This window comes from Corynebacterium pilbarense, from assembly GCF_026930265.1.
Taxonomy (GTDB): Bacteria; Actinomycetota; Actinomycetes; order Mycobacteriales; family Mycobacteriaceae; genus Corynebacterium; species Corynebacterium pilbarense.
In genome coordinates, this window is sequence record NZ_JANRML010000012.1 from 28,931 (window position 1) to 47,264 (window position 18,334).

An 18,334-nucleotide genomic window follows, 5' to 3' on the forward strand; every position below is an offset into this window, starting at 1 on the left:
TCAAACCCTTTCAAAACGTTGGAACTTGTAGCGTAGGCCGGTCGTGGAAACCTGCCATTCGCCGTCGCGGACCAGCTCGAAGGCGTCGTCGATCCGGGGCGCGTGGACGGCTTTGCTTGCGGGCAGGTCCGGATGGACGTCGATAAGTGTGCGCTCGATGACATCAACCTCATCGAGGGTGGCCTCGTAGACCTGGGCGCCGCCGATGATCCACGCGTCCGAATCCAGGTCCGGGATGTCGCGGCACACCGACGCGCCGTCCGACCACTCGTCGTCCTCGCGCGAGGACAGCACGATGTTCTTGCGGCCTGGCAGCGGCTTGACCGGCAAGGATTCCCAGGTGCGCCGCCCCATGATGATGGGGCTGCCCAGGGTGGTCTCCTTGAAGTGCTTGAGGTCCTCGGGCAGGTGCCACGGCATGCCGGCGCCGTCGCCGATGACGCCGTCGAGGCTTTGCGCCCAGATCGCGCCCAGGGTCATACGGACACCTCCGCCTTGATGGTGGGGTGGGGGTCGTAGCCTTCGACCTCGATGTCGGCGAAGTCGTAGTCGAAGATCGACGCCGCCTTGCGCAGCTTCAGCTGCGGGTACTCGCGGGGTTCGCGGCTCAGCTGCTCGCGCACCTGGTCGAGGTGGTTGTTGTAGATGTGGCAGTCGCCGCCCGTCCAGATCAGCTCGCCGACCTCAAGGCCCGCCTGCTGCGCGAACATGTGGGTCAACAGCGCGTAGGAGGCGATATTGAACGGCACGCCGAGGAACATGTCGGCGGAGCGCTGGTACACCTGCATGCTCAAGCGGCCGTCGGCGACGTAGAGCTGGAACAGCAGGTGGCATGGCATCAGCGCCATCTTGTCCAGCTCGGCCACGTTCCAGGCGGAGACGAGGTTGCGGCGCGAATCCGGGTTCTCCTTCAGGGTGCGCAGGACCTCCTCGATCTGGTCGATGTGCCCGCCATCGGGGGTGGGCCAGGAGCGCCACTGCACGCCGTAGACCGGGCCGAGCTCGCCGTCGTCGTCGGCCCACTCGTTCCAGATGCGCACCCCGTTGTCCTGCAGCCAGCGCACGTTGGAGTCGCCGCGCAAGAACCACAGCAGCTCGCCCACAACGCCTTTGAAGTAGACCTTCTTCGTGGTCAGCAGGGGAAAGGACTCGGACAAGTCGTAGCGGATCTGGCGGCCGAACACGCTGCGGGTGCCGGTGCCGGTGCGGTCGCCCTTCTCGGTGCCGTTTTCTAAAACGTCGCGCAGCAGGTCCTCGTACGGGGTGGAAATCACTTAGCTACTCCTTCAAAGGTGCCGTGCTCGTCGTGGTAGCGGGCGGCGGCCTCGAGAATGTCGTCGGCAAGCTCGGGCCGGCAGATCACAATATCGGGGATATAGGTGTCGGTGTTGTTGTAGCGCAGCGGGGTGCCGTCGAGGCGCGAGGCGTGCAGCCCCGCCGCGAGCGCCACGCCCACCGGCGCGGCCTGGTCCCACTCGTACTGGCCGCCGGCGTGGACGTAGGCGTCGTAGTCGCCGAGCAGCACGTGCATCGCCTTCGCGCCCGCGGACCCCACGGGCTGCACCTCGAAGTCGAGGGCTTGGGCAACATGCTTCGCGACGGCCGGGGGCCTGTTCCTCGACATCGCCACCTTGCCCGCAAACGGCCCGGAGACGTGGCGGACATCGGACGACTTGAACACCACGCCCAGGTCCGGCAGGCCCACCGCGGCGTGGGTGGGCACCCCGTCCTCCACCAGCGCGACGTGCACCGCCCAGTCCTGGCGGCCCGTGGCGAACTCCTTTGTGCCGTCGAGGGGGTCGACGATCCAGACCCTGTCCTTCGACAGGCGGTCTTGGTTGTCGGCGGCCTCCTCCGACAGGAAGCCATCGTCGGGCCTGTGCTGCGAAAGCACCCTGGAGATCCAGCTCTGGGCGAGCTCGTCGCCCGCCTCGCCGAGCTCGCGGCCCCGCAACAGGCCCACGCCGCGCACGCCTTTGAGGATCTCGCCGGTGCCCTCGGCGATGAGGTTGGTCAGCCGGGAATCCGAGTACTGAGCAGTCATGCACCCGACTCTACCGCTAAGGTTGGCGTGATGAACGCGCCGATCCTCAGCCGCTTCCACCCGCAGGTGGCCCAGTGGTTCGGAGACGTATTCGCCGCGCCGACCGCGGTGCAGGAGCAGGCGTGGCGCGCGATCTCCGACGGCGAAAACGCGCTGGTGGTCGCCCCCACCGGCTCCGGCAAGACGCTCGCGGCGTTCCTGTGGTCGCTCAACTCGCTAGTGGAGCGCGCCGGGCAGCAAGCTTTGCCTATCGACGGCGCATCCGCCTCCACCCACGGCGGCGTGCGAGTCCTCTACATCTCGCCCCTGAAGGCGCTGGGCGTGGACGTGGAAAACAACCTGCGCGCGCCGCTGGCCGGCATCGCGCGGGTGGCGCAGAAGCTGGGCCGCGACATGCCCGACATCTCGGTCGGGGTGCGCTCGGGCGACACCCCGCAGTCCGAGCGCAACCGGCAGGTGCGAAAGCCGCCGGACATTTTGATCACCACGCCGGAGTCGCTGTACCTCATGCTCACCTCGAAGGCGGCGGGCATTCTGAAGACGGTGGACACGGTCATCGTGGACGAGATCCACGCCCTGGCCGGCACGAAGCGCGGCGTGCACCTGTCGCTCTCGCTGGAGCGGTTGCGGCGGCTGGCGGGTGACTTCCAGCGCATCGGCCTGTCGGCCACGGTGCGCCCGATCGAGGCGGTGGCGAACTTTTTAGGCCCGAAGACCACGATTATCAACCCGCCCGCGGAAAAGCGCTGGCAGCTTTCCGTGAGCGTGCCCGTCGAGGACATGAGTGACCTGCCCGTGCCGGAGGACGCCTCCACGATCGGCGACGCGGTCTTCGACGACGCGCTGGAAGAGGCGGAGCCCGTCCAGCCGCCGGGCGCGGTGAACTCCATCTGGCCGCACATCGAGCGCTCCATCTACGACGAGGTGATGGCGCACCGCTCCACCATCGTGTTCGTGAACTCGCGTCGCACCGCCGAGCGGCTGACCAGCCAGCTCAACGAGCTCTGGGCCAAGGAGCACGACCCGGAGGCCCTGTCGCCGCAGACGCGGCGCCCGCCGGCGCAGCTGATGAAGTCGGTCGACACCGCCGGCCACGCCGCGAACGTGATCGCGCGGGCCCACCACGGCTCAGTGTCCAAAGACGAGCGCGCCCAGACCGAAACCATGCTGAAAGAGGGCACCCTGCGCGCGGTGGTGTCTACCTCCTCGCTGGAGCTGGGCATCGACATGGGCGCGGTCGACCTGGTTATCCAGGTGGAGTCCCCGCCGTCGGTGGCCTCCGGCCTGCAGCGCGTGGGGCGCGCCGGGCACACCGTGGGCGCGGTCTCGGAGGGCACGTTCTACCCGAAGCACCGCTCCGACCTGGTGCAAACGGCGGTGACGGTGCCGCGGATGCGCGAAGGCCTCATCGAAGAGCTGCACACCCCGCGCAGCCCGCTCGACGTGCTGGCGCAGCAGACGGTCGCCGCGGTGGCGGTGGAGGACCTGGACGTCGACGAGTGGTACGACACGGTGCGCCGCGCCTGGCCGTACCGGGACCTGGCGCGCGAAGTGTTCGACTCGGTGATCGACCTGGTCATCGGCATCTACCCGTCCACCGACTTCGCCGAGTTGCGGCCCCGCGCCATCCTCGAGGGCACCACCCTCAAGGCCCGCCCCGGCGCCCAGCGGGTCGCGGTTACCAACGCCGGCACCATCCCGGACCGGGGGATGTTTGGCGTGTTCTTGCTCGCGGGCGCCGAGGACAAGGCACCCCGTCGCGTCGGCGAGCTCGACGAGGAGATGGTCTACGAGTCCCGCGTCGGCGACGTGTTCACCCTCGGCGCCTCCAGCTGGCGCATCGAGAACATCACCCGCGACCAGGTGCAGGTCTCACCCGCGCCGGGGCATACCGGCCGGCTGCCGTTCTGGACCGGCGACGGGCTGGGCAGGCCCTACGAGCTGGGCAAGGCCGTGGGCGCGTTTCGTCGAGAAGCAAAGAGCTCCCTGGATGAGAGCCTGGACGAGCGGGCGCGGACCAACCTGCTGCAATACCTCGAAGAGCAGGAGGAGGCCACCGGCATTCTGCCGGACGAGACGACGCTGGTGCTCGAGCGGTTCACCGACGAGCTGGGGGATTGGCGCGTGGTGCTGCACACCCCCTTCGGCAAGGGCGTGAACGCGGCGTGGGCGCTGGCCACCGGCTGGCGGGTCGCGCAGGAGACCGGCATGGACGCCCAGGCGGTCGCGGGCGACGACGGCATCGTGCTGCGCCTGCCGCAAGGCGACAAGGAGCCGGACGGGGCGATCTTCCAATTCGACGCCGACGAGATCGCCGACATCGTCACCGAGCAGGTGGGCAACTCCGCCCTGTTCGCCTCCCGGTTCCGCGAGTGCGCCGCCCGCGCCCTGCTGCTGCCGCGCCGCAACCCCGGCAAGCGCGCGCCGCTGTGGCAGCAGCGCCAGCGCGCCGAGCAGCTGCTGGATGTGGCCCGCAACTACCCGTCGTTTCCCATCATCCTGGAGACGGTGCGCGAATGCCTCCAGGATGTCTACGACCTGCCCGCGCTGCAGGAGGTCATGCGCGACATCAACACGCGCCGGGTGCGCATCGCCGAGGTGACCACGGACCAGCCGAGCCCCTTCGCTTCGTCGCTGCTGTTCAACTACACCGGCGCGTTCATGTACGAGGGCGACACCCCGCTGGCGGAGAAGCGGGCGGCGGCGCTGTCGCTGGACCCGTCGCTGCTGGCCAAGCTGCTCGGCACCGTGGAGCTGCGCGAGCTCTTGGACGCCGACATCATCGCGGAGGTCGATGCCTCGCTTCGCCGGCTCGGCCGCGCCGAAACCTCGGAGCAGTTCGCCGACACCCTGCGCATCGTGGGGCCCGTGCCTATCGACGAGCTCCGCCTCCACACCACGGTGCCCCTCGAGTCCTTGGAGCAGGCCCTGGGCGCGCGCATGATGCGGGTGCGCATCGGCGGGCGCGAGCACGTCGCCCAGGTGCTGGACGCGCCGCTGCTTCGCGACGGCCTCGGCGTGCCCGTCCCGCCCGGCGTCGCCGCCCAGGTGCAGACCATCCCCGACGCGCTGGCCCAGCTGGTCGGCCGCTGGGTGCGCACCCGCGGGCCGTTTGCCCTGCGCGACCTGGCCGACGCCTTCGGCCTGGCGGTGGGCGCGGCGCACGCGGCGCTGCAGCCGCTGGTGGACAAGGACAAGGTCATCCCGGGCCGCTACCGGCAGGGCGTCGAGGAAGAGGAATACGTCGCGGCCGAGGTGCTGCGGATCATCCGGTCGCGCTCGCTGGCGGCGGCGCGCGCCCAGACGCGCCCCGTTTCGCAGTCCGCCTACGGGCGCTTCCTGCCCGCATGGTCGAACGTCGCCCCGGTGGGGGTCACGCCGGCGCTGCGCGGGGCGGACGGGGTCTACTCGGTGCTGGAGCAGCTCGCCGGGGTGCGGCTGCCGGCCAGCGCGTGGGAGTCCCACATCCTGCCGGCCCGGGTGGGCGACTACTCGCCGGTGATGCTCGACGAGCTCACAGCCTCGGGCGAGGTCACCATCGTCGGCGCCGGTAAGGCGGGCGCGCGCGACCCGTGGATCATGCTGCTGCCGGCGGACTACGCCGCCCAGCTCATGCCGCAGGTCGACGAGCCGCTGCTGTCGCTGACCCAGTCCCAGGTGATGGAGAAGGTGCGCGGCGGCGGCGGGTTCTTGTTCACCGATCTGCTCGAGCCCACCACCACGACCGAGGAGCTGCGCGAGGCGATGTGGGACCTGGTCGAGGCCGGGTTTTTGGCCCCCGACTCGTTCGCGCCGATCCGGGCGCGGCTCGCCGGGGGCAAGACGGCGCACAGGGCGAGGCGGAGGCCGTCGAGAAGCAGGGTGCGCTCGGGGCGGACCTCGTTCGCGGCGAGCGTGCCGCCGGACATGGTGGGGCGGTGGTCGCTCACACCTACGCCTGACGACGACGCGACGCGGCGGTCGGTTGCCTTGGGGGAGAGCCTGCTGGACCGCTACGGGGTAGTCACCCGCGGCTCGGTGGTCGCCGAGGACATCCTCGGCGGGTTCGCGCTGGCCTACAAGACCCTGTCCGGGTTCGAGGCCTCCGGCAAATCGATGCGCGGCTACCTGGTGGAGGGGCTCGGGGCCTCGCAGTTTTCCACCCCGGCGACGATCGACCGGCTGCGCGGCCACCAGGATTCCGACGACGTGGTCGGCTGGCCCTCGGGCGCCCGCGAGCCGCACGTGCACGTGCTGGCGGCGACGGACCCGGCGAACCCCTACGGGGCGGCGCTACCGTGGCCAGCGCAGGGGCCGACCCGCTCGGCCGGGGCGATGGTGGTGTTGATCGATGGACTCCTGGCCGCCCACGTCACCCGCGGCGGGAAGACGATGACCACGTTCTTCGATACTTTCCCGGACGGGGTCGGCGACCCGATGCCGTTGGTTGTCGGCGCGCTCACGGACGCGGTGCGGGCGGGCCGGATGCAGCCGCTGAGCGTGGAGAAGCTCGACGGCGGGCCGGCGTATTCGCTGAAGGAGTACGGGGCGACGGCGACCCACAAGGGCGCGAAGATCGGCGGGCGCGCCTCGGCACCCCCGAAGCGGCGCGGCCGCAGCGTGGCGGAGGCGCTGGGGGAGCTCGACGGCAACGAAGGTGCCGGACCAACCTTCGACGACTAATTCACGTTGGAGGCGCAGGCCTTTTAGGGCCGCATCGGCATCCGGTGGGTGGGGCGGTGGTTGGCCTGGCCCGCGCGCCCCAGTGGTGGCGGTGGGGAAGTGGGCCAGTGTGTTTCCGCAGGTGGTGGCGCCGACGTTGCGGCCCGTTTCGCCCGGATCCGGTTGACCGCCGAGTGCATGGCGGGATCCGTGGTGTTGGTGTGGCGGGTGCCGTCGGCTTTTACTAGGACGGCGCCGCCGGTGTTGGGGTCGTAATCCATGTACCCCTTGTTGAAGGAGCCGTCGCGGTGGTCGTTGTTGCACCTGTGGTGGGTGGGGCACAGGCCGGTGAGGTTCTCGATGTCGGTCGCGCCGTACCGCAGCCAGGAAATGATGTGGTGGGCCTCGCACTCGCTCATGGAGGTCGTGCAGCCGGCCCAGGAGCACACGCCCTGTACTGCGAACATGACGATGCGCTGGCCCACAGACGCGAGCCTCCGCGACCGGCCGAGGTGCAGCGGCACCCCGGAAAGCCCGTCGACGGTGAGGAGGAAATCGCTCGTGCCGTCCATCCCCAACCGAACCAGGTCGAAGGCGTCGAGCTCCACCCCGACGTTGGTCTGGAACAGGGTGTTGGCGTCGGCCCCGGCGAGGTCGTCCAACGTGATGGACACGACCACCGACGCCGCGCCGCCGTTCGCAGCCTGCTGCCCCTCCTCGTACTGGCGCAGGATGGCCATGTACTGGTCGTAGCGGCGCTGCCCCTTGGTGCGCGGGTCGCGGTCGCTCTGCAGCTCCTCCGGGATGTTGGAGTTCGGCGACAGCCCCTTGTCGGTGAGCGCCTTGTATAGCGCGTAATCGGCGCGGGTCATGGACAGCGTCACGTCGAAGGTGCCGTCGCTGTTCTCTCTGCCCAGCGAGGCGTCGCGCTTTTCAAAGCCCGCGTTCGGGTTTGCCTTCACGTGCGGCTTGTTGGCCTCGGCGACCAGGCGCTTCACAAACAGCCGCAGATCTTTCTCGTCGCGGTATTTCGCCTGCTCCATCGCGCGGGCGTAGATGCGCATCCGTTCGCCTTCGGCTGCCTTGAGCAGCTTGTCCAGCTCGCGGCGGATGATGTCCTGCTTGGCGGCCGGGACCTCGTCGGCACGCTTGCGCGCCTCCTCCTGGTCCTTGCGGCGGCGCTCTGCCTCCTCGTCGGCGGCCTTGCGTGCGGCGTCCTCCGCAGCGGAACGGTCCTCCTCCGTGTCATCATCGCCGAAGAGGTCACCCAAATCCGGCTCGGGCGGAGGCGGCGCGTCGAACAGCGCCTTCGCTCGCGCGATGCGGTTGTAGGCCTCGCCGCGGGAGATGCCGAGCTTCTCGGTCAAGTACGCGTCCGGGTGGTTCGCGCCGACCAGCTTGCCGGCGTCCGCCAGCACGCACGCCTGCGCAAAGGCGGCGTCGACGTAGGCCTTCTTATCCATCGCTCGTTCGAGGCGCGCGATGTCGCGGGTGATGGTGGCGAGGGGGAGGGCCGAAGGGTCGTCCAGAAGCTGGCGCAGCTGCGACAAGCCGTCGGCGACCTGGTCCACGAGCTCGGCGATCCCGTTCATGACACCCCTCCTTCCCGCAACATTTCTCGGGTGTTGGGTGTCAATGTATCGGTGCGGCCGACACGCCAAACCAAAAATAGAACAAATGTTCTAAATAAGCTGCTTGACCAGGTGGTTAGCAGCCGCAAGCCCGAGTCGCGGGTTCGCTTCACGCACGTCTTTCACCGCGCGCACGAACTGCGCTTTGGGGTCTGTGCCAGTTTCATCCAAAACGCCGCGCGCCCACTCGATCGCGGCGTCCATGTCGGGGAAGAAGCCGACGAGCGATTCTTCCGGGGTCGGGCCGGAGTTGAAGCCAGAGTTGAATACCTTGCGGAGAAAATCGAACATAGAATCCGATTATGCCCGAAGGCGACTCCGTCTATCAGCTCTCCAAGCGCCTGCAATGGATGCAAGGCCGCGAGGTCACAGCCACCTCCATCCGCGTTCCCCGCTACGCCACCGTCGATTTCACGGGCATGACCTGCGAGCGCGTCTGGCCGTACGGCAAGCACTTGTTCATGCAGTTCGGCGCGCCAGGCCACCAGCCGCAGATCCTGCACACCCACCTGAAGATGGAGGGCACGTGGTCCATGCACCGCGCCGGCGCTAGGTGGAAAAAGCCCGCTCATGCCGCCCGCGTGGTGCTTTCGCTTAGCGACGCACCAAAGGCCGACATCGAACTCGTCGGCTTTTGGCTCGGGCTGGTCCGCGTCTTCCCTGCCCGGGAATACCGACAGGAGATGGGCTATCTCGGCCCGGACCTGCTGGACCCGGATTTCGACCTCGACGAGGCGGTGAGGCGCATCGAAGCCGAGCCCGACCGCGAGATCGGCCGCGCGCTGCTAGACCAGCACAAACTCGCCGGCATTGGCAACGAGTACCGGGCGGAGATCAACTTTTTGGCTGGAACGCATCCGGCGGAGTTGGTGCGTGACGTGGACGTCGAAAAGCATGTGCGCCTCGCGCGTCGTCTGATGTGGGCGAATAAAGACGCCCCCGTCCGCGTGACCACCGGGATCAAGCGGGCGGGGGAGACGAGCTATGTGTTTGGCCGCAACAATAAGCCGTGCAGGCGGTGCGGCACCCTGATCGCCAAGGGATTCCTCGGCGGGGTGGGCGACCTGGAGCGGGTTATTTGGTGGTGCCCGCGGTGTCAGCCTGCACCTTCGCCGCGTTTTTCTCCCGCACCGCACGGCGGATGAAGAACACCAAAAAGCCCAGGATGATCAGCACCAGCACCACGTAGATCACGTTGGAGTAGGTGTCGGCGTACTCGGTGGCCTTCTCCCAGTTATCGCCGAGGACGAAGCCCAGGTAGATCAGGATGGCGTTCCAGATGCCGGAGCCCAGTGTCGTCCACAGGCCGAAGGTGACCAGGTTCATCTTGCCCAGGCCCGCGGGGATGGAAATGAGCGAACGCACGCCGGGGATGAGGCGGCCGAAGAACACGCTCGGCTTGCCGTATTTGGTGAAGAAATTCATCGCGGAGTCCACGTCGGAGGCGCGGACGAGCCACATCCAGTCGGCGATTTTGCGCAGCCGCTCGAGTCCCAGCCACACGCCGACCCCGTAGAGCACGTATGCGCCGATGACGGAGCCCAGCACGGACCAGATGAACACATTGACCATGTTCAGCGAGCCCTGCGCGACGGTGAAGCCGGCGAGCGGCAGCACCACCTCGGACGGGATGGGCGGGAAGAGGTTCTCCAAGAGGATCGCGATGCCGACGCCGGGTGCGCCGAGGGTCTCCATGAGGCCCACAATCCAGTCGATGATGCTCTGCATTGGGCCTATCTTGCCCTACTCAACCTCAAGCGTCCAAGTATGCACCGGCGCGTCTGCCTGGGAATTTTTCATGTACTGGCGTAAAACCCGCGCGAGTCCATCGGCGCGCTCTGTGGTCAGGGCCTTCGACCCGCCGGCCACGCGCTCCAGCGCGGCGAGCTGCCACGTCGCACCGTTTTGCCGCGCCCGCACGCGCCCTTCGATCACGCCGAGATACTCGTCGATGCAGGCCCCGTCCACTTCGAGCGTGCGCAGACCCTCGTGCGCGAGTTCGAGCAAATGCTTGTCGACGAGCTCCGCCACCGCGACCGTCCCCAGCGTCGGCCACTTCAGCTCGGCGTTGATGCCATCTTTCGCCCCTGCCAGGAAGTTCTCGTTGGCGTCCTCGAAGCTCAGGCGCGACCACACCGGCCGAGTTTGGTCGCCCAGCGCCTTAACCAGCCCGTAGTAGAACGCCGCGTCCGCCACGATGTCTGTCACGGTGGGGCCTGCGGGGAGTAGGCGGTTTTCCACGCGGATGTGGCTGAGCTCGCCGGCCGGGTCGTAGATGGCGCGGTTCCAGCGCCAGATGGTGCCGTTATGCAGGTTCAGGTAGTGCAGGCCGGGGTTATCGCCGTTCATGAACGGTGCGCCTGCTGCCATGCGTCCCTCGGGCAGCAGGGGAGAGAAGTAGCGAACGTTCTCCTCGAACAGGTCGAACACGCTGGTGATCCACCGCTCGCCGAACCATACGCGCGGGCGCACGCCCTGGTTGATCAGCTCCTTGGTGCGGGTGTCGATGGCCTGCTTGAACACCGGGATGCGCGACTCGTGCCACACCTTGTGTCCCATGAACAGCGGCGAGTTGGCCGACAGCGCCACCTGCACACCGGCGATCGCCTGGGAGGCGTTCCATGCCTCCGCGAAGCGGTTCGGCGCGACCTGTAAGTGCAGCTGCATGGAGGTGCAGGTGGATTCCGGGGCGATGGTTTCGAAGTAGTGGGTGTACTTCTCGTCCCGGCGCAGGTCGATCTTTACCAGCTCACCGCGCGATTCCAGGATGGAGTTGTTCAACCCCGCGTAGCGGTTTTCCTGCGTCATCCATTCGTCGCTGTCCAAAAACTGCGAAGTCATCGTGGGCAACGTGCCAATCATCGCCAAGTGCGAGCCCGCCTTCTCCGCGGCGTCGCGCACGGTGGCAAGGCGTTTTTCCACGCCGTCGGCCAACCTCGCCAACCCGTCACCCTCAATACCGAGCGGCGGGTGGTTCATCTCCACGTTGTAGGCGCCGATCTCGGACTGGTACTCGTCGCCAAGTATCTCCAGCACAGCCTTGTTGTTGGGGTGTGGCTGCATGTCGCCGTCCACCAGGTTGAGTTCGAGTTCGAGCCCGATCGTGCCGTGGTCCACGAAGTCTGCGTCTTGGAGGTGGCGGTCGAAGCGCTCCAGCTCGTCTTCAAGCCGACGCCGGTACGTGGTGCGCTGGCGCGGAGTGTAGGTCTCCGAAGAAACGGCGTCGCCCATTAGCGGTGCTTCCGGTACCAGGCGATCAGGCTGTCGGTGGAGGAATCGCCCGTGTCCGGCGCCTCCTCGCCCGCGACGGCAGCGGCCAGGTCGTTCGCCTGCGCCTTGCCCAGCTCCACGCCCCACTGGTCGAAGGCGTTAATGCCCCAGATCGCGGCCTCGACGAACACGATGTGTTCGTACAGCGCAATAAGCGCGCCCAGGCTGAACGGGGAGAGCTCCTCCGCCAGGATGGTGGTGGTGGGGCGGTTGCCCGGCATCACCTTGTGCGGAGCCAGTGCGTGCGCCACGCCCTCGGCCTCAATCTCCTGCTGGGTCTTACCAAACGCCATGACCTTCGTCTGCGCGAAGAAGTTACCCATGAGCAGGTCGTGCATGGAACCCTCGCCGGTGGCGGTGGGCAGGTCCGCCCGGGGTTTGGCAAAGCCGATGAAGTCCGCCGGCACAAGCGTGGTGCCCTGGTGGATCAGCTGAAAAAAGGCGTGCTGGCCGTTGGTGCCCGGCTCGCCGAAGTAAATTTCGCCGGTGTCGTGGTCAACGCTTGCGCCGTCGATACGCGTGTGCTTGCCGTTGGACTCCATGGTCAGCTGCTGCAGGTACGCCGGGAAGCGGGCGAGGTCCTGCGAGTACGGCAGCACCGCGTGCGTCTGCGCCTTGTGGAAATTGCGGTACCAAATGTTCAAAAGGCCCATCAGCACCGGCACATTTTCCTCGAACGGAGTGGTGCGGAAATGCTGGTCCATGGCGTGGAAGCCTTCGAGCATGCGCATGAAATCTTCCGGGCCGATCACGGCCATGAGGCTGAGCCCGATCGCGGAATCCATGGAGTAACGCCCGCCTACCCAGTCCCAGAACGGGAACATGTTGGCAGTGTCGATGCCAAACTCCGCCACTTTCTCCGCGTTGGTGGACACGGCCACGAAGTGCTTCGCAATCGCGGATTCGGCACCGTCGAACTGCTCGAGCAGCCAGCGCTTCGCGGCGTGCGCGTTGGCCAGCGTCTCCTGGGTGGTGAACGTCTTGGAGGCGACGATGAACAGCGTTTCTTCCGCATCGACCTCCGCAAGCACGCGCGTCATGTCCGCCGGGTCCACGTTGGAGACGAACTCCGCGGTAATCCCTGCGGTGGCGTAAGTGCGCAGCGCCTGCGCAGCCATGGCTGGGCCCAGATCCGAGCCGCCGATGCCGATGTTGACCACCTTGGAAATCGTCTTGCCGGTGTGGCCCACCCACTCGCCGCTGCGCAGCTTGGTGGAAAACTCGCGCATCTGCTTCAGCACCGCGTGCACGTCCGCGGTGACGTCCTGGCCGTCCACGGTCAGCTCGGCGCCTTCGGGGGCTCGCAGGGCGGTGTGCAGCACCGCGCGGTCCTCGGTGGTGTTGATGCGCTCGCCGCTAAACATCGCCTCGATGCGGCCTTGCAGGTCCGCTTCTTCCGCGAGCGTGAGCAATTGCTTTGCGACGTCTCCGTCCACCAAGTTCTTCGAAAGATCCACCCGGAGCCCGGCTGCGTCGAACGTGTAGCGCTGCGCACGCTCGTCGTCCGCCCGGAACAAATCCCGCAGGGTGGTGCGGGACTTTTCAGCGTGGAGTTTTTCCAGCTTGCCCCAGCTTTCAGTGGACGTGATGTCGTGCATGTCAGCCTCCCAGGTGGCAGTCCAGGTCGCGGTCGGGTTGTCCTTGTTCAAAGGTAGCCAAAACTCGCAGGGAACGTCCGTGTGGCGGGAATGCATGGATAATGGCGCCCATGAGCATTGTGAAAATCAACGCAATCACCGTCCCCGAGGGCGCCGGCGAGGAGCTGGAGCGCCGGTTCGCCGCCCGCAAGCACTCCATCGACGGCCACCCCGGATTCGAGGGCTTCCAGTTGCTGCGCCCGGTCAAGGGCGAGGACCGCTACTTCGTGGTCACCCGCTGGGCGGACGAGGAGTCCTACAACGCGTGGTGGGAAGGCGCCGGCCGCGCCGGGCACGGGGAAAACGCGGGGGAGAAACCCCGCAAGCCGGTGTCGCAGTCCGCGGACTTGCTGGAGTTCGAGGTCGTGCTCGACTCCACCGACGGCGCAAGCGCCGCCGACGAGGCGTAACGGGTCTTACCCCAGCTTGCCCCGGCCCAGGCGCAGCAGGATCTGCGCTAAGCCGGGGCCTTCCTCACCCAGTTCGTCGCGGAACTGGTTAATTATGGCCACTTCGCGGGTATGCACCAGGCGGGTGCCGCCGGAGCCCATGCGGGTTTTGCCGATGGCGCGGGAGATTTCGCTGCGGCGCTTCACCGCGTCGAGGATCACGCGGTCGAGCTTGTCGATTTCTTTGCGGTACGCCTGAATCTCCGCGTCCGATAATGGGTCGTCTGTGCCGGAAGGCATGCGGATTTCAAGCTCGCTCATGGATGCTCATTATGCCAGTTCAAACACCCGCACGGGTCGTGTCGGAGGCGTTAGTACAGTTACGGCCATGACTGATCTGACCCTGGGATTGAATCCGCAGCAACAGGCCGCCGTCGTCCATGAGGGCAGCCCGCTGCTCATCGTTGCGGGCGCAGGTTCCGGCAAGACCGCGGTGCTCACCCGCCGAATTGCCTATCTGCTGCACAACCGCGGTGTTGCGCCGTGGCAGATCTTGGCCATCACCTTCACCAACAAGGCCGCCGCAGAGATGAAGGAGCGCGTGGGCCAGCTGGTCGGCCCGGAAGCGGAGCGGATGTGGGTGGCCACGTTCCACTCCGTGTGCGTGCGCATCCTGCGCCAACAGGCGCAGCTGGTGCCGGGGCTGAACACCAACTTCACCATCTACGACTCGGACGATTCGCGCCGGCTGCTGGGCATGATTGCCAAGGACTTCAACCTTGATCTGAAGAAGTTCACACCGCGCACCCTGGCCAACGGCATTTCAAACCTCAAAAACGAGCTGGTCGGCCCGGAGCGCGCGCTGGCGGACGCCGAGCGCACACACAACCCGTTCGAGACCACGGTGGCCAAGGTCTACGCGGAGTACCAGCGCCGCCTGCGCCAGTCCAACGCCTTGGATTTCGACGACCTCATCGGCGAGGTAGTGCGCATCTTCAAGGAGCACCCCCAGGTTACGGACTATTACCGTCGCCGCTTCCGCCACGTGTTGGTGGACGAGTACCAGGACACCAACCACGCTCAGTACGAACTCATCCACACCCTTGTCGGCGACGGCCCGGATGCGCCGGAGCTTGCGGTGGTGGGCGATTCGGATCAGTCCATCTACGCGTTTCGCGGCGCGACCATCCGCAACATCGAGGAGTTTGAGCGAGACTACCCGAACGCCACCACGATCATGCTGGAGCAGAATTACCGCTCCACGCAGAACATCCTGGGCGCGGCGAATGCGGTGATCGCGCAGAACGAGGGCCGCCGCCCGAAGAAGCTGTGGACGGATCAGGGCTCCGGCGAGAAGATCGTCGGCTACGTCGCGGACAATGAGCACGACGAGGCGCGCTTTATCGCCTCCGAGATCGACACCCTTGCCGACAGGGGAGTGCCGTACTCGGACATGGCGGTGATGTACCGCACCAACAACGCCTCCCGCGCGCTCGAGGACATCTTCATCCGCTCCGGCATCCCGTACAAGGTCGTCGGCGGCACGCGCTTCTACGAGCGCCGCGAGATCCGAGACATCGTCGCCTACCTCAAGGTCCTGGAGAACCCGGACGACACGGTGAGCATGCGCCGCATTGTCAACGTGCCCAAGCGCGGCATCGGCGACAAGGCGCAGGCGATGGTGGCGCTGCATTCGGAGAACAACAATCAAAGCTTCGGGCGATCGCTTGTCGACGCCACCTCGGGCAACGTTGACATGCTGGCCAAGGCCGCCACAAACTCGATCACGCGCTTTGTGGACATGATCCGCCAGATACGAGACGACATGCCGTCGATGCGCAACGAGGTCACGGGCATGCCGGACTTGGGCGCGTTGATCACCCGGGTGCTGGAGGACACCGGCTACCGCGCCGAGCTGGAGGCGTCCAACGACCCGCAGGACGGCGCGCGCCTGGACAACCTCAACGAGCTGGTCTCTGTCGCCCGGGAGTTCTCCTCCGAGGCCGCCAACCAGGTGGCGTACATGACAGACGAAGAACTCAACGAGGTGATGCAGGAAGGCGAACCCGCCCCGGGCTCCCTGCAGGCGTTCCTGGAGAAGGTCTCCCTGGTGGCGGACGCGGACCAGCTGCCGGAGCACGAGCAAGGCGTGGTCACGCTGATGACGCTGCACACGGCGAAGGGCCTGGAGTTTCCGGTGGTGTTTGTCACCGGGTGGGAGGACGGGCAGTTCCCGCACCTGCGCGCCCTGGGGGATCCGGCGGAGCTCGCCGAGGAGCGCCGCCTGGCGTACGTGGGCATCACCCGCGCGAAGGAGCAGCTCTACCTGACGCGAGCGATCCTGCGCTCTTCATGGGGCTCCCCGGTGACCAACCCCGCCAGTCGCTTCCTCGCAGAGGTCCCGGAGGACCTCATCGACTGGCGGCGGTTGGAACCGGAGCGTTCGTTCAGTTCTGACGCATGGGGCGCGCCCACCCGCTCCCGCCCGCCGGCCCGTTCCCGCCGGGGCGGGTCCGGGGCCAAGGTGCACAAGAACCTCAACCTGGCTGTGGGGGACCGGGTCAATCACGCCAAGTACGGGCTTGGCACCGTAATGGCGGTTGAGGGCTCGGGCGTGCGGGAGACGGTGACGATTGACTTCGGCTCCTCGGGCACCGTCCGTTTGATGACGATCGGCGGCGTGCCCATGGAGAAGCTCTAGCCCGCTAGATCTTGATGCCTTGGGCGGCGAACCACGGCACCGGGTCCACCTGGTTTACGCCGTCCGGTTTGATCTCGAAGTGGAGGTGCGGGCCGGTGGACTGGCCCTCGCTGCCGATGGAGGCGATTTTCTGTCCGGCGGTGACGCGCTGGCCCACGGAGACGTCGTAGTGGCGCATGTGGCCGTAGACGGACACCTCGCCGCCGTCGTGCTTAATTACGACCCAGTTGCCGAACCCGCGTGCCGGGCCCGCGGAGATGACGGTGCCGTCCATGACGGAGTAGATCGGGGTGCCCAGGTCATTAGCAATGTCGATGCCCTGGTGAATGGTGCCCCAGCGCGGGCCGAAGCCAGAGGTGAATCGGCCGGATGTCGGGGTGACCACGGTGCGGCCGTCGGCGGTGCGGCCTCGCTGCGGCGCCACCCAGTCGCTGTCCGTTGCCGGAGCGAACGCGGCGGAGAGCGGGGCGTCGAGAGCGCGGGGGTCGTAGACGATCTTGTAGTCGCCGACGGTAATCGTCGCGCCGTTTTCCTTGATGGCGCCTGCGGCTTTCGCAACTGCGCCCGCAGCTTGGCCCGCGTCGGAGATGGTTGCGCCGCCCACGGTGACGGTCAGGGCGGTAGCAGGCGCGGGCGCCAGGGTGAGCGCCATTGCCGCTGCGGCCGAGACGGCTGCGATGCTCGAAGTGAGACGTCGATTCATTTTAGGGGATACCTTTTCTAACTCTGTAGAGGGCTAGGCGCGGTCTCGGCCACGCACACAGGCAGAGAATCTAACCGGCGAAATGGGCCCTGGCAATGCTGTGACGTGCACGTTTGTTCGAATTTTGGGCATAACTTAGGAGTCCGTCCAGCTCACCCGGCGTGTTGCTGATGTGAAAATTGTTGCGCATGGTATTAGAGGTCGGGGGTAGAGCGTTTACCCCCGTCAAAGAGGCTGCGCGCGTCAACTGCGCAAAAACGGGGCCTCCCGCACGTCGAAAAGCGCGGAAGGCCCCGTTGGAAAAGGGCTGAAAAGTTTAGAGGCCGATGCCTCGGGCTGCCAGCCAGGAAGCCGGGTCGGACGGGGTGGCGCCGTCCGGCCAGATCTCAAAGTGGAGGTGGGAGCCGGTGGAGAAGCCCTCGCTGCCCATGCCGGCGATGAGCTGACCGGGCTGCACAACCTCGCCGACGGCGACGTAGAGGGACTGCATGTGGCCGTAAACGGAGATGGAGCCGTCCTCGTGGCGGATACGGATCCAGTTGCCGAAGCCCTGCGCCGGGCCGGAGTCGATCACGGTGCCGGCAGCAACTGCGCGGATCGGGGTGCCCGGGGTGTTGGCGATGTCGATGCCGTTGTGCATCGAGCCCCAGCGCATGCCGAAGCCCGAGGTGAAGGCACCCTCGGCCGGCTTAGTAAACAGCGGCGCGCGGGCGGCTTCGTCCAGGCGGGCAACCTCGTCGGAGTGCTGGATAGCCTTGTCCAGCTGTTCGGTGAGGTTCTCCACCGGCTTGTACTCGGCGATAGAGAGGATCTGCGGGGTCTCCTCGGCGGAAACCTCGTCCACGCCCGGATCGGTGCTCTGCAGCTCGTCGGCGTCTGCGGCGAGCTTGATGTTCTGTCCCTGCTCGGCGTCCTGGTTGCTGGTGAGGGCACCGGCGACCAGGCCGGAGAAACCAGCGGTGGACACAGCGCCAGTGGCTGCTGCGACGACGGCAACGCGCCCCTTGTTAGGGGACTGCTTGCGGTGCTTGCCGCCCTGCTTCTTAGAGTTGAACATGAGCCCTCTTTGAGATCTTCCGTTGGCCGTTCCTCCCGCTGTTCACGGCAGAATCGTAACCTTCCTGTTATCTACGAGAGGCTACTGTAACGAATTGGTTTCGTCGGAGCAAGACAGAAGCTGAAATAATTCTTAAATCGGGCTTATTTGGGTGAACGTTACATCCCCGTCTTTTTGGAGATGCGCGCCACGCCGTTGCGCGGTGAAGGTGCAACGCCGCTTTTTACCAGGTGGCATGGGCTCAAGGCGGGGCGTGCGGGT

15 protein-coding genes are annotated in these 18,334 nt (G+C 66.6%); 4 read left to right on the top strand and 11 right to left on the bottom strand.

Going from position 1 to position 18,334, the window contains the following annotated elements:
- Genes NUW87_RS08985 through NUW87_RS08995 form a run of 3 tightly spaced genes read right to left on the bottom strand, consistent with a single transcriptional unit; the run spans position 1 to position 2,044 of the window.
- Positions 1 to 480, bottom strand: a complete 480-nt coding sequence (locus NUW87_RS08985; RefSeq protein WP_269028155.1) for a dihydrofolate reductase — start codon at positions 478 to 480, stop codon at positions 1 to 3.
- Positions 477 to 1,274 carry a thymidylate synthase gene (locus NUW87_RS08990; protein WP_269028156.1) on the bottom strand — a complete coding sequence of 266 codons (798 nt, stop codon included), beginning with the start codon at positions 1,272 to 1,274 and terminating at the stop codon, positions 477 to 479. The genes NUW87_RS08985 and NUW87_RS08990 overlap by 4 nt, the downstream gene beginning before the upstream one ends.
- Positions 1,271 to 2,044, bottom strand: a complete 774-nt coding sequence (locus NUW87_RS08995) for a 3'(2'),5'-bisphosphate nucleotidase CysQ (protein WP_239217396.1) — start codon at positions 2,042 to 2,044, stop codon at positions 1,271 to 1,273. Before NUW87_RS08995 ends, NUW87_RS08990 begins: the two co-directional genes overlap by 4 nt.
- Positions 2,045 to 2,074: 30 nt before the next feature.
- Here NUW87_RS08995 and NUW87_RS09000 point away from each other — a divergent pair, with 30 nt between their 5' ends.
- Positions 2,075 to 6,706 carry an ATP-dependent helicase gene (locus tag NUW87_RS09000; protein WP_269028158.1) on the top strand — a complete coding sequence of 1,544 codons (4,632 nt, stop codon included), beginning with the start codon at positions 2,075 to 2,077 and terminating at the stop codon, positions 6,704 to 6,706.
- Positions 6,707 to 6,729: 23 nt separating this feature from the next.
- On the opposite strand, the gene NUW87_RS09005 is transcribed toward NUW87_RS09000, so the two are convergent.
- Both NUW87_RS09005 and NUW87_RS09010 read right to left on the bottom strand, forming a co-directional pair.
- Entirely contained in the window at positions 6,730 to 8,277 is a 1,548-nt protein-coding gene (locus tag NUW87_RS09005; protein WP_269028160.1) for an HNH endonuclease signature motif containing protein, read from the bottom strand.
- A 90-nt stretch (positions 8,278 to 8,367) separates the two neighbouring features.
- Complete coding sequence (locus tag NUW87_RS09010; RefSeq protein WP_239217393.1) at positions 8,368 to 8,607, bottom strand: YciI family protein; 240 nt, start codon at positions 8,605 to 8,607, stop codon at positions 8,368 to 8,370.
- Between the two features lie 11 nt (positions 8,608 to 8,618).
- On the opposite strand from NUW87_RS09010, the gene NUW87_RS09015 reads away from it, so the two are divergent.
- Complete coding sequence (locus NUW87_RS09015; protein ID WP_269028162.1) at positions 8,619 to 9,461, top strand: DNA-formamidopyrimidine glycosylase family protein; 843 nt, start codon at positions 8,619 to 8,621, stop codon at positions 9,459 to 9,461.
- Here NUW87_RS09015 and NUW87_RS09020 read toward each other — a convergent pair.
- From NUW87_RS09020 to pgi, 3 genes are read right to left on the bottom strand one after another with little or no spacing between them, the layout of a single operon-like run.
- The gene (locus tag NUW87_RS09020) at positions 9,391 to 10,044 is read right to left on the bottom strand and encodes a DedA family protein (RefSeq protein WP_239217391.1); all 654 of its coding nucleotides are present in this window, start codon (positions 10,042 to 10,044) and stop codon (positions 9,391 to 9,393) included. The genes NUW87_RS09015 and NUW87_RS09020 overlap by 71 nt on opposite strands.
- A 15-nt stretch (positions 10,045 to 10,059) precedes the next feature.
- Positions 10,060 to 11,547 carry a glutamate-cysteine ligase family protein gene (locus tag NUW87_RS09025; protein ID WP_269028163.1) on the bottom strand — a complete coding sequence of 496 codons (1,488 nt, stop codon included), beginning with the start codon at positions 11,545 to 11,547 and terminating at the stop codon, positions 10,060 to 10,062.
- Positions 11,547 to 13,184: a glucose-6-phosphate isomerase gene (pgi, locus tag NUW87_RS09030; protein WP_269028164.1), complete on the bottom strand. Its 1,638-nt coding sequence runs from the start codon at positions 13,182 to 13,184 to the stop codon at positions 11,547 to 11,549. Before pgi ends, NUW87_RS09025 begins: the two co-directional genes overlap by 1 nt.
- A 110-nt stretch (positions 13,185 to 13,294) precedes the next feature.
- Here pgi and NUW87_RS09035 point away from each other — a divergent pair, with 110 nt between their 5' ends.
- A complete protein-coding gene (locus tag NUW87_RS09035) occupies positions 13,295 to 13,633 on the top strand; it encodes an antibiotic biosynthesis monooxygenase family protein (protein ID WP_269028166.1) in 339 nt (112 codons plus the stop codon).
- A gap of 6 nt (positions 13,634 to 13,639) precedes the next feature.
- Here NUW87_RS09035 and NUW87_RS09040 read toward each other — a convergent pair whose 3' ends face one another.
- Positions 13,640 to 13,933 carry a chorismate mutase gene (locus tag NUW87_RS09040; protein ID WP_034999457.1) on the bottom strand — a complete coding sequence of 98 codons (294 nt, stop codon included), beginning with the start codon at positions 13,931 to 13,933 and terminating at the stop codon, positions 13,640 to 13,642.
- On the opposite strand from NUW87_RS09040, the gene pcrA reads away from it, so the two are divergent.
- Complete coding sequence (pcrA, locus tag NUW87_RS09045; protein ID WP_377734660.1) at positions 13,872 to 16,313, top strand: DNA helicase PcrA; 2,442 nt, start codon at positions 13,872 to 13,874, stop codon at positions 16,311 to 16,313. The two genes, NUW87_RS09040 and pcrA, sit on opposite strands and share 62 nt — an antisense overlap.
- 4 nt (positions 16,314 to 16,317) lie before the next feature.
- Here the strand turns inward: pcrA and NUW87_RS09050 are convergent, their stop codons facing one another.
- Positions 16,318 to 17,016 (bottom strand): M23 family metallopeptidase, encoded by a 699-nt coding sequence (locus tag NUW87_RS09050; RefSeq protein ID WP_269028168.1) that lies wholly within the window; start codon positions 17,014 to 17,016, stop codon positions 16,318 to 16,320.
- 316 nt (positions 17,017 to 17,332) lie between these two features.
- On the bottom strand, positions 17,333 to 18,073 hold the full coding sequence (locus NUW87_RS09055; protein ID WP_269028170.1) for a M23 family metallopeptidase: 741 nt from the start codon (positions 18,071 to 18,073) through the stop codon (positions 17,333 to 17,335).
- Between the last annotated feature and the right edge of the window lie 261 nt (positions 18,074 to 18,334).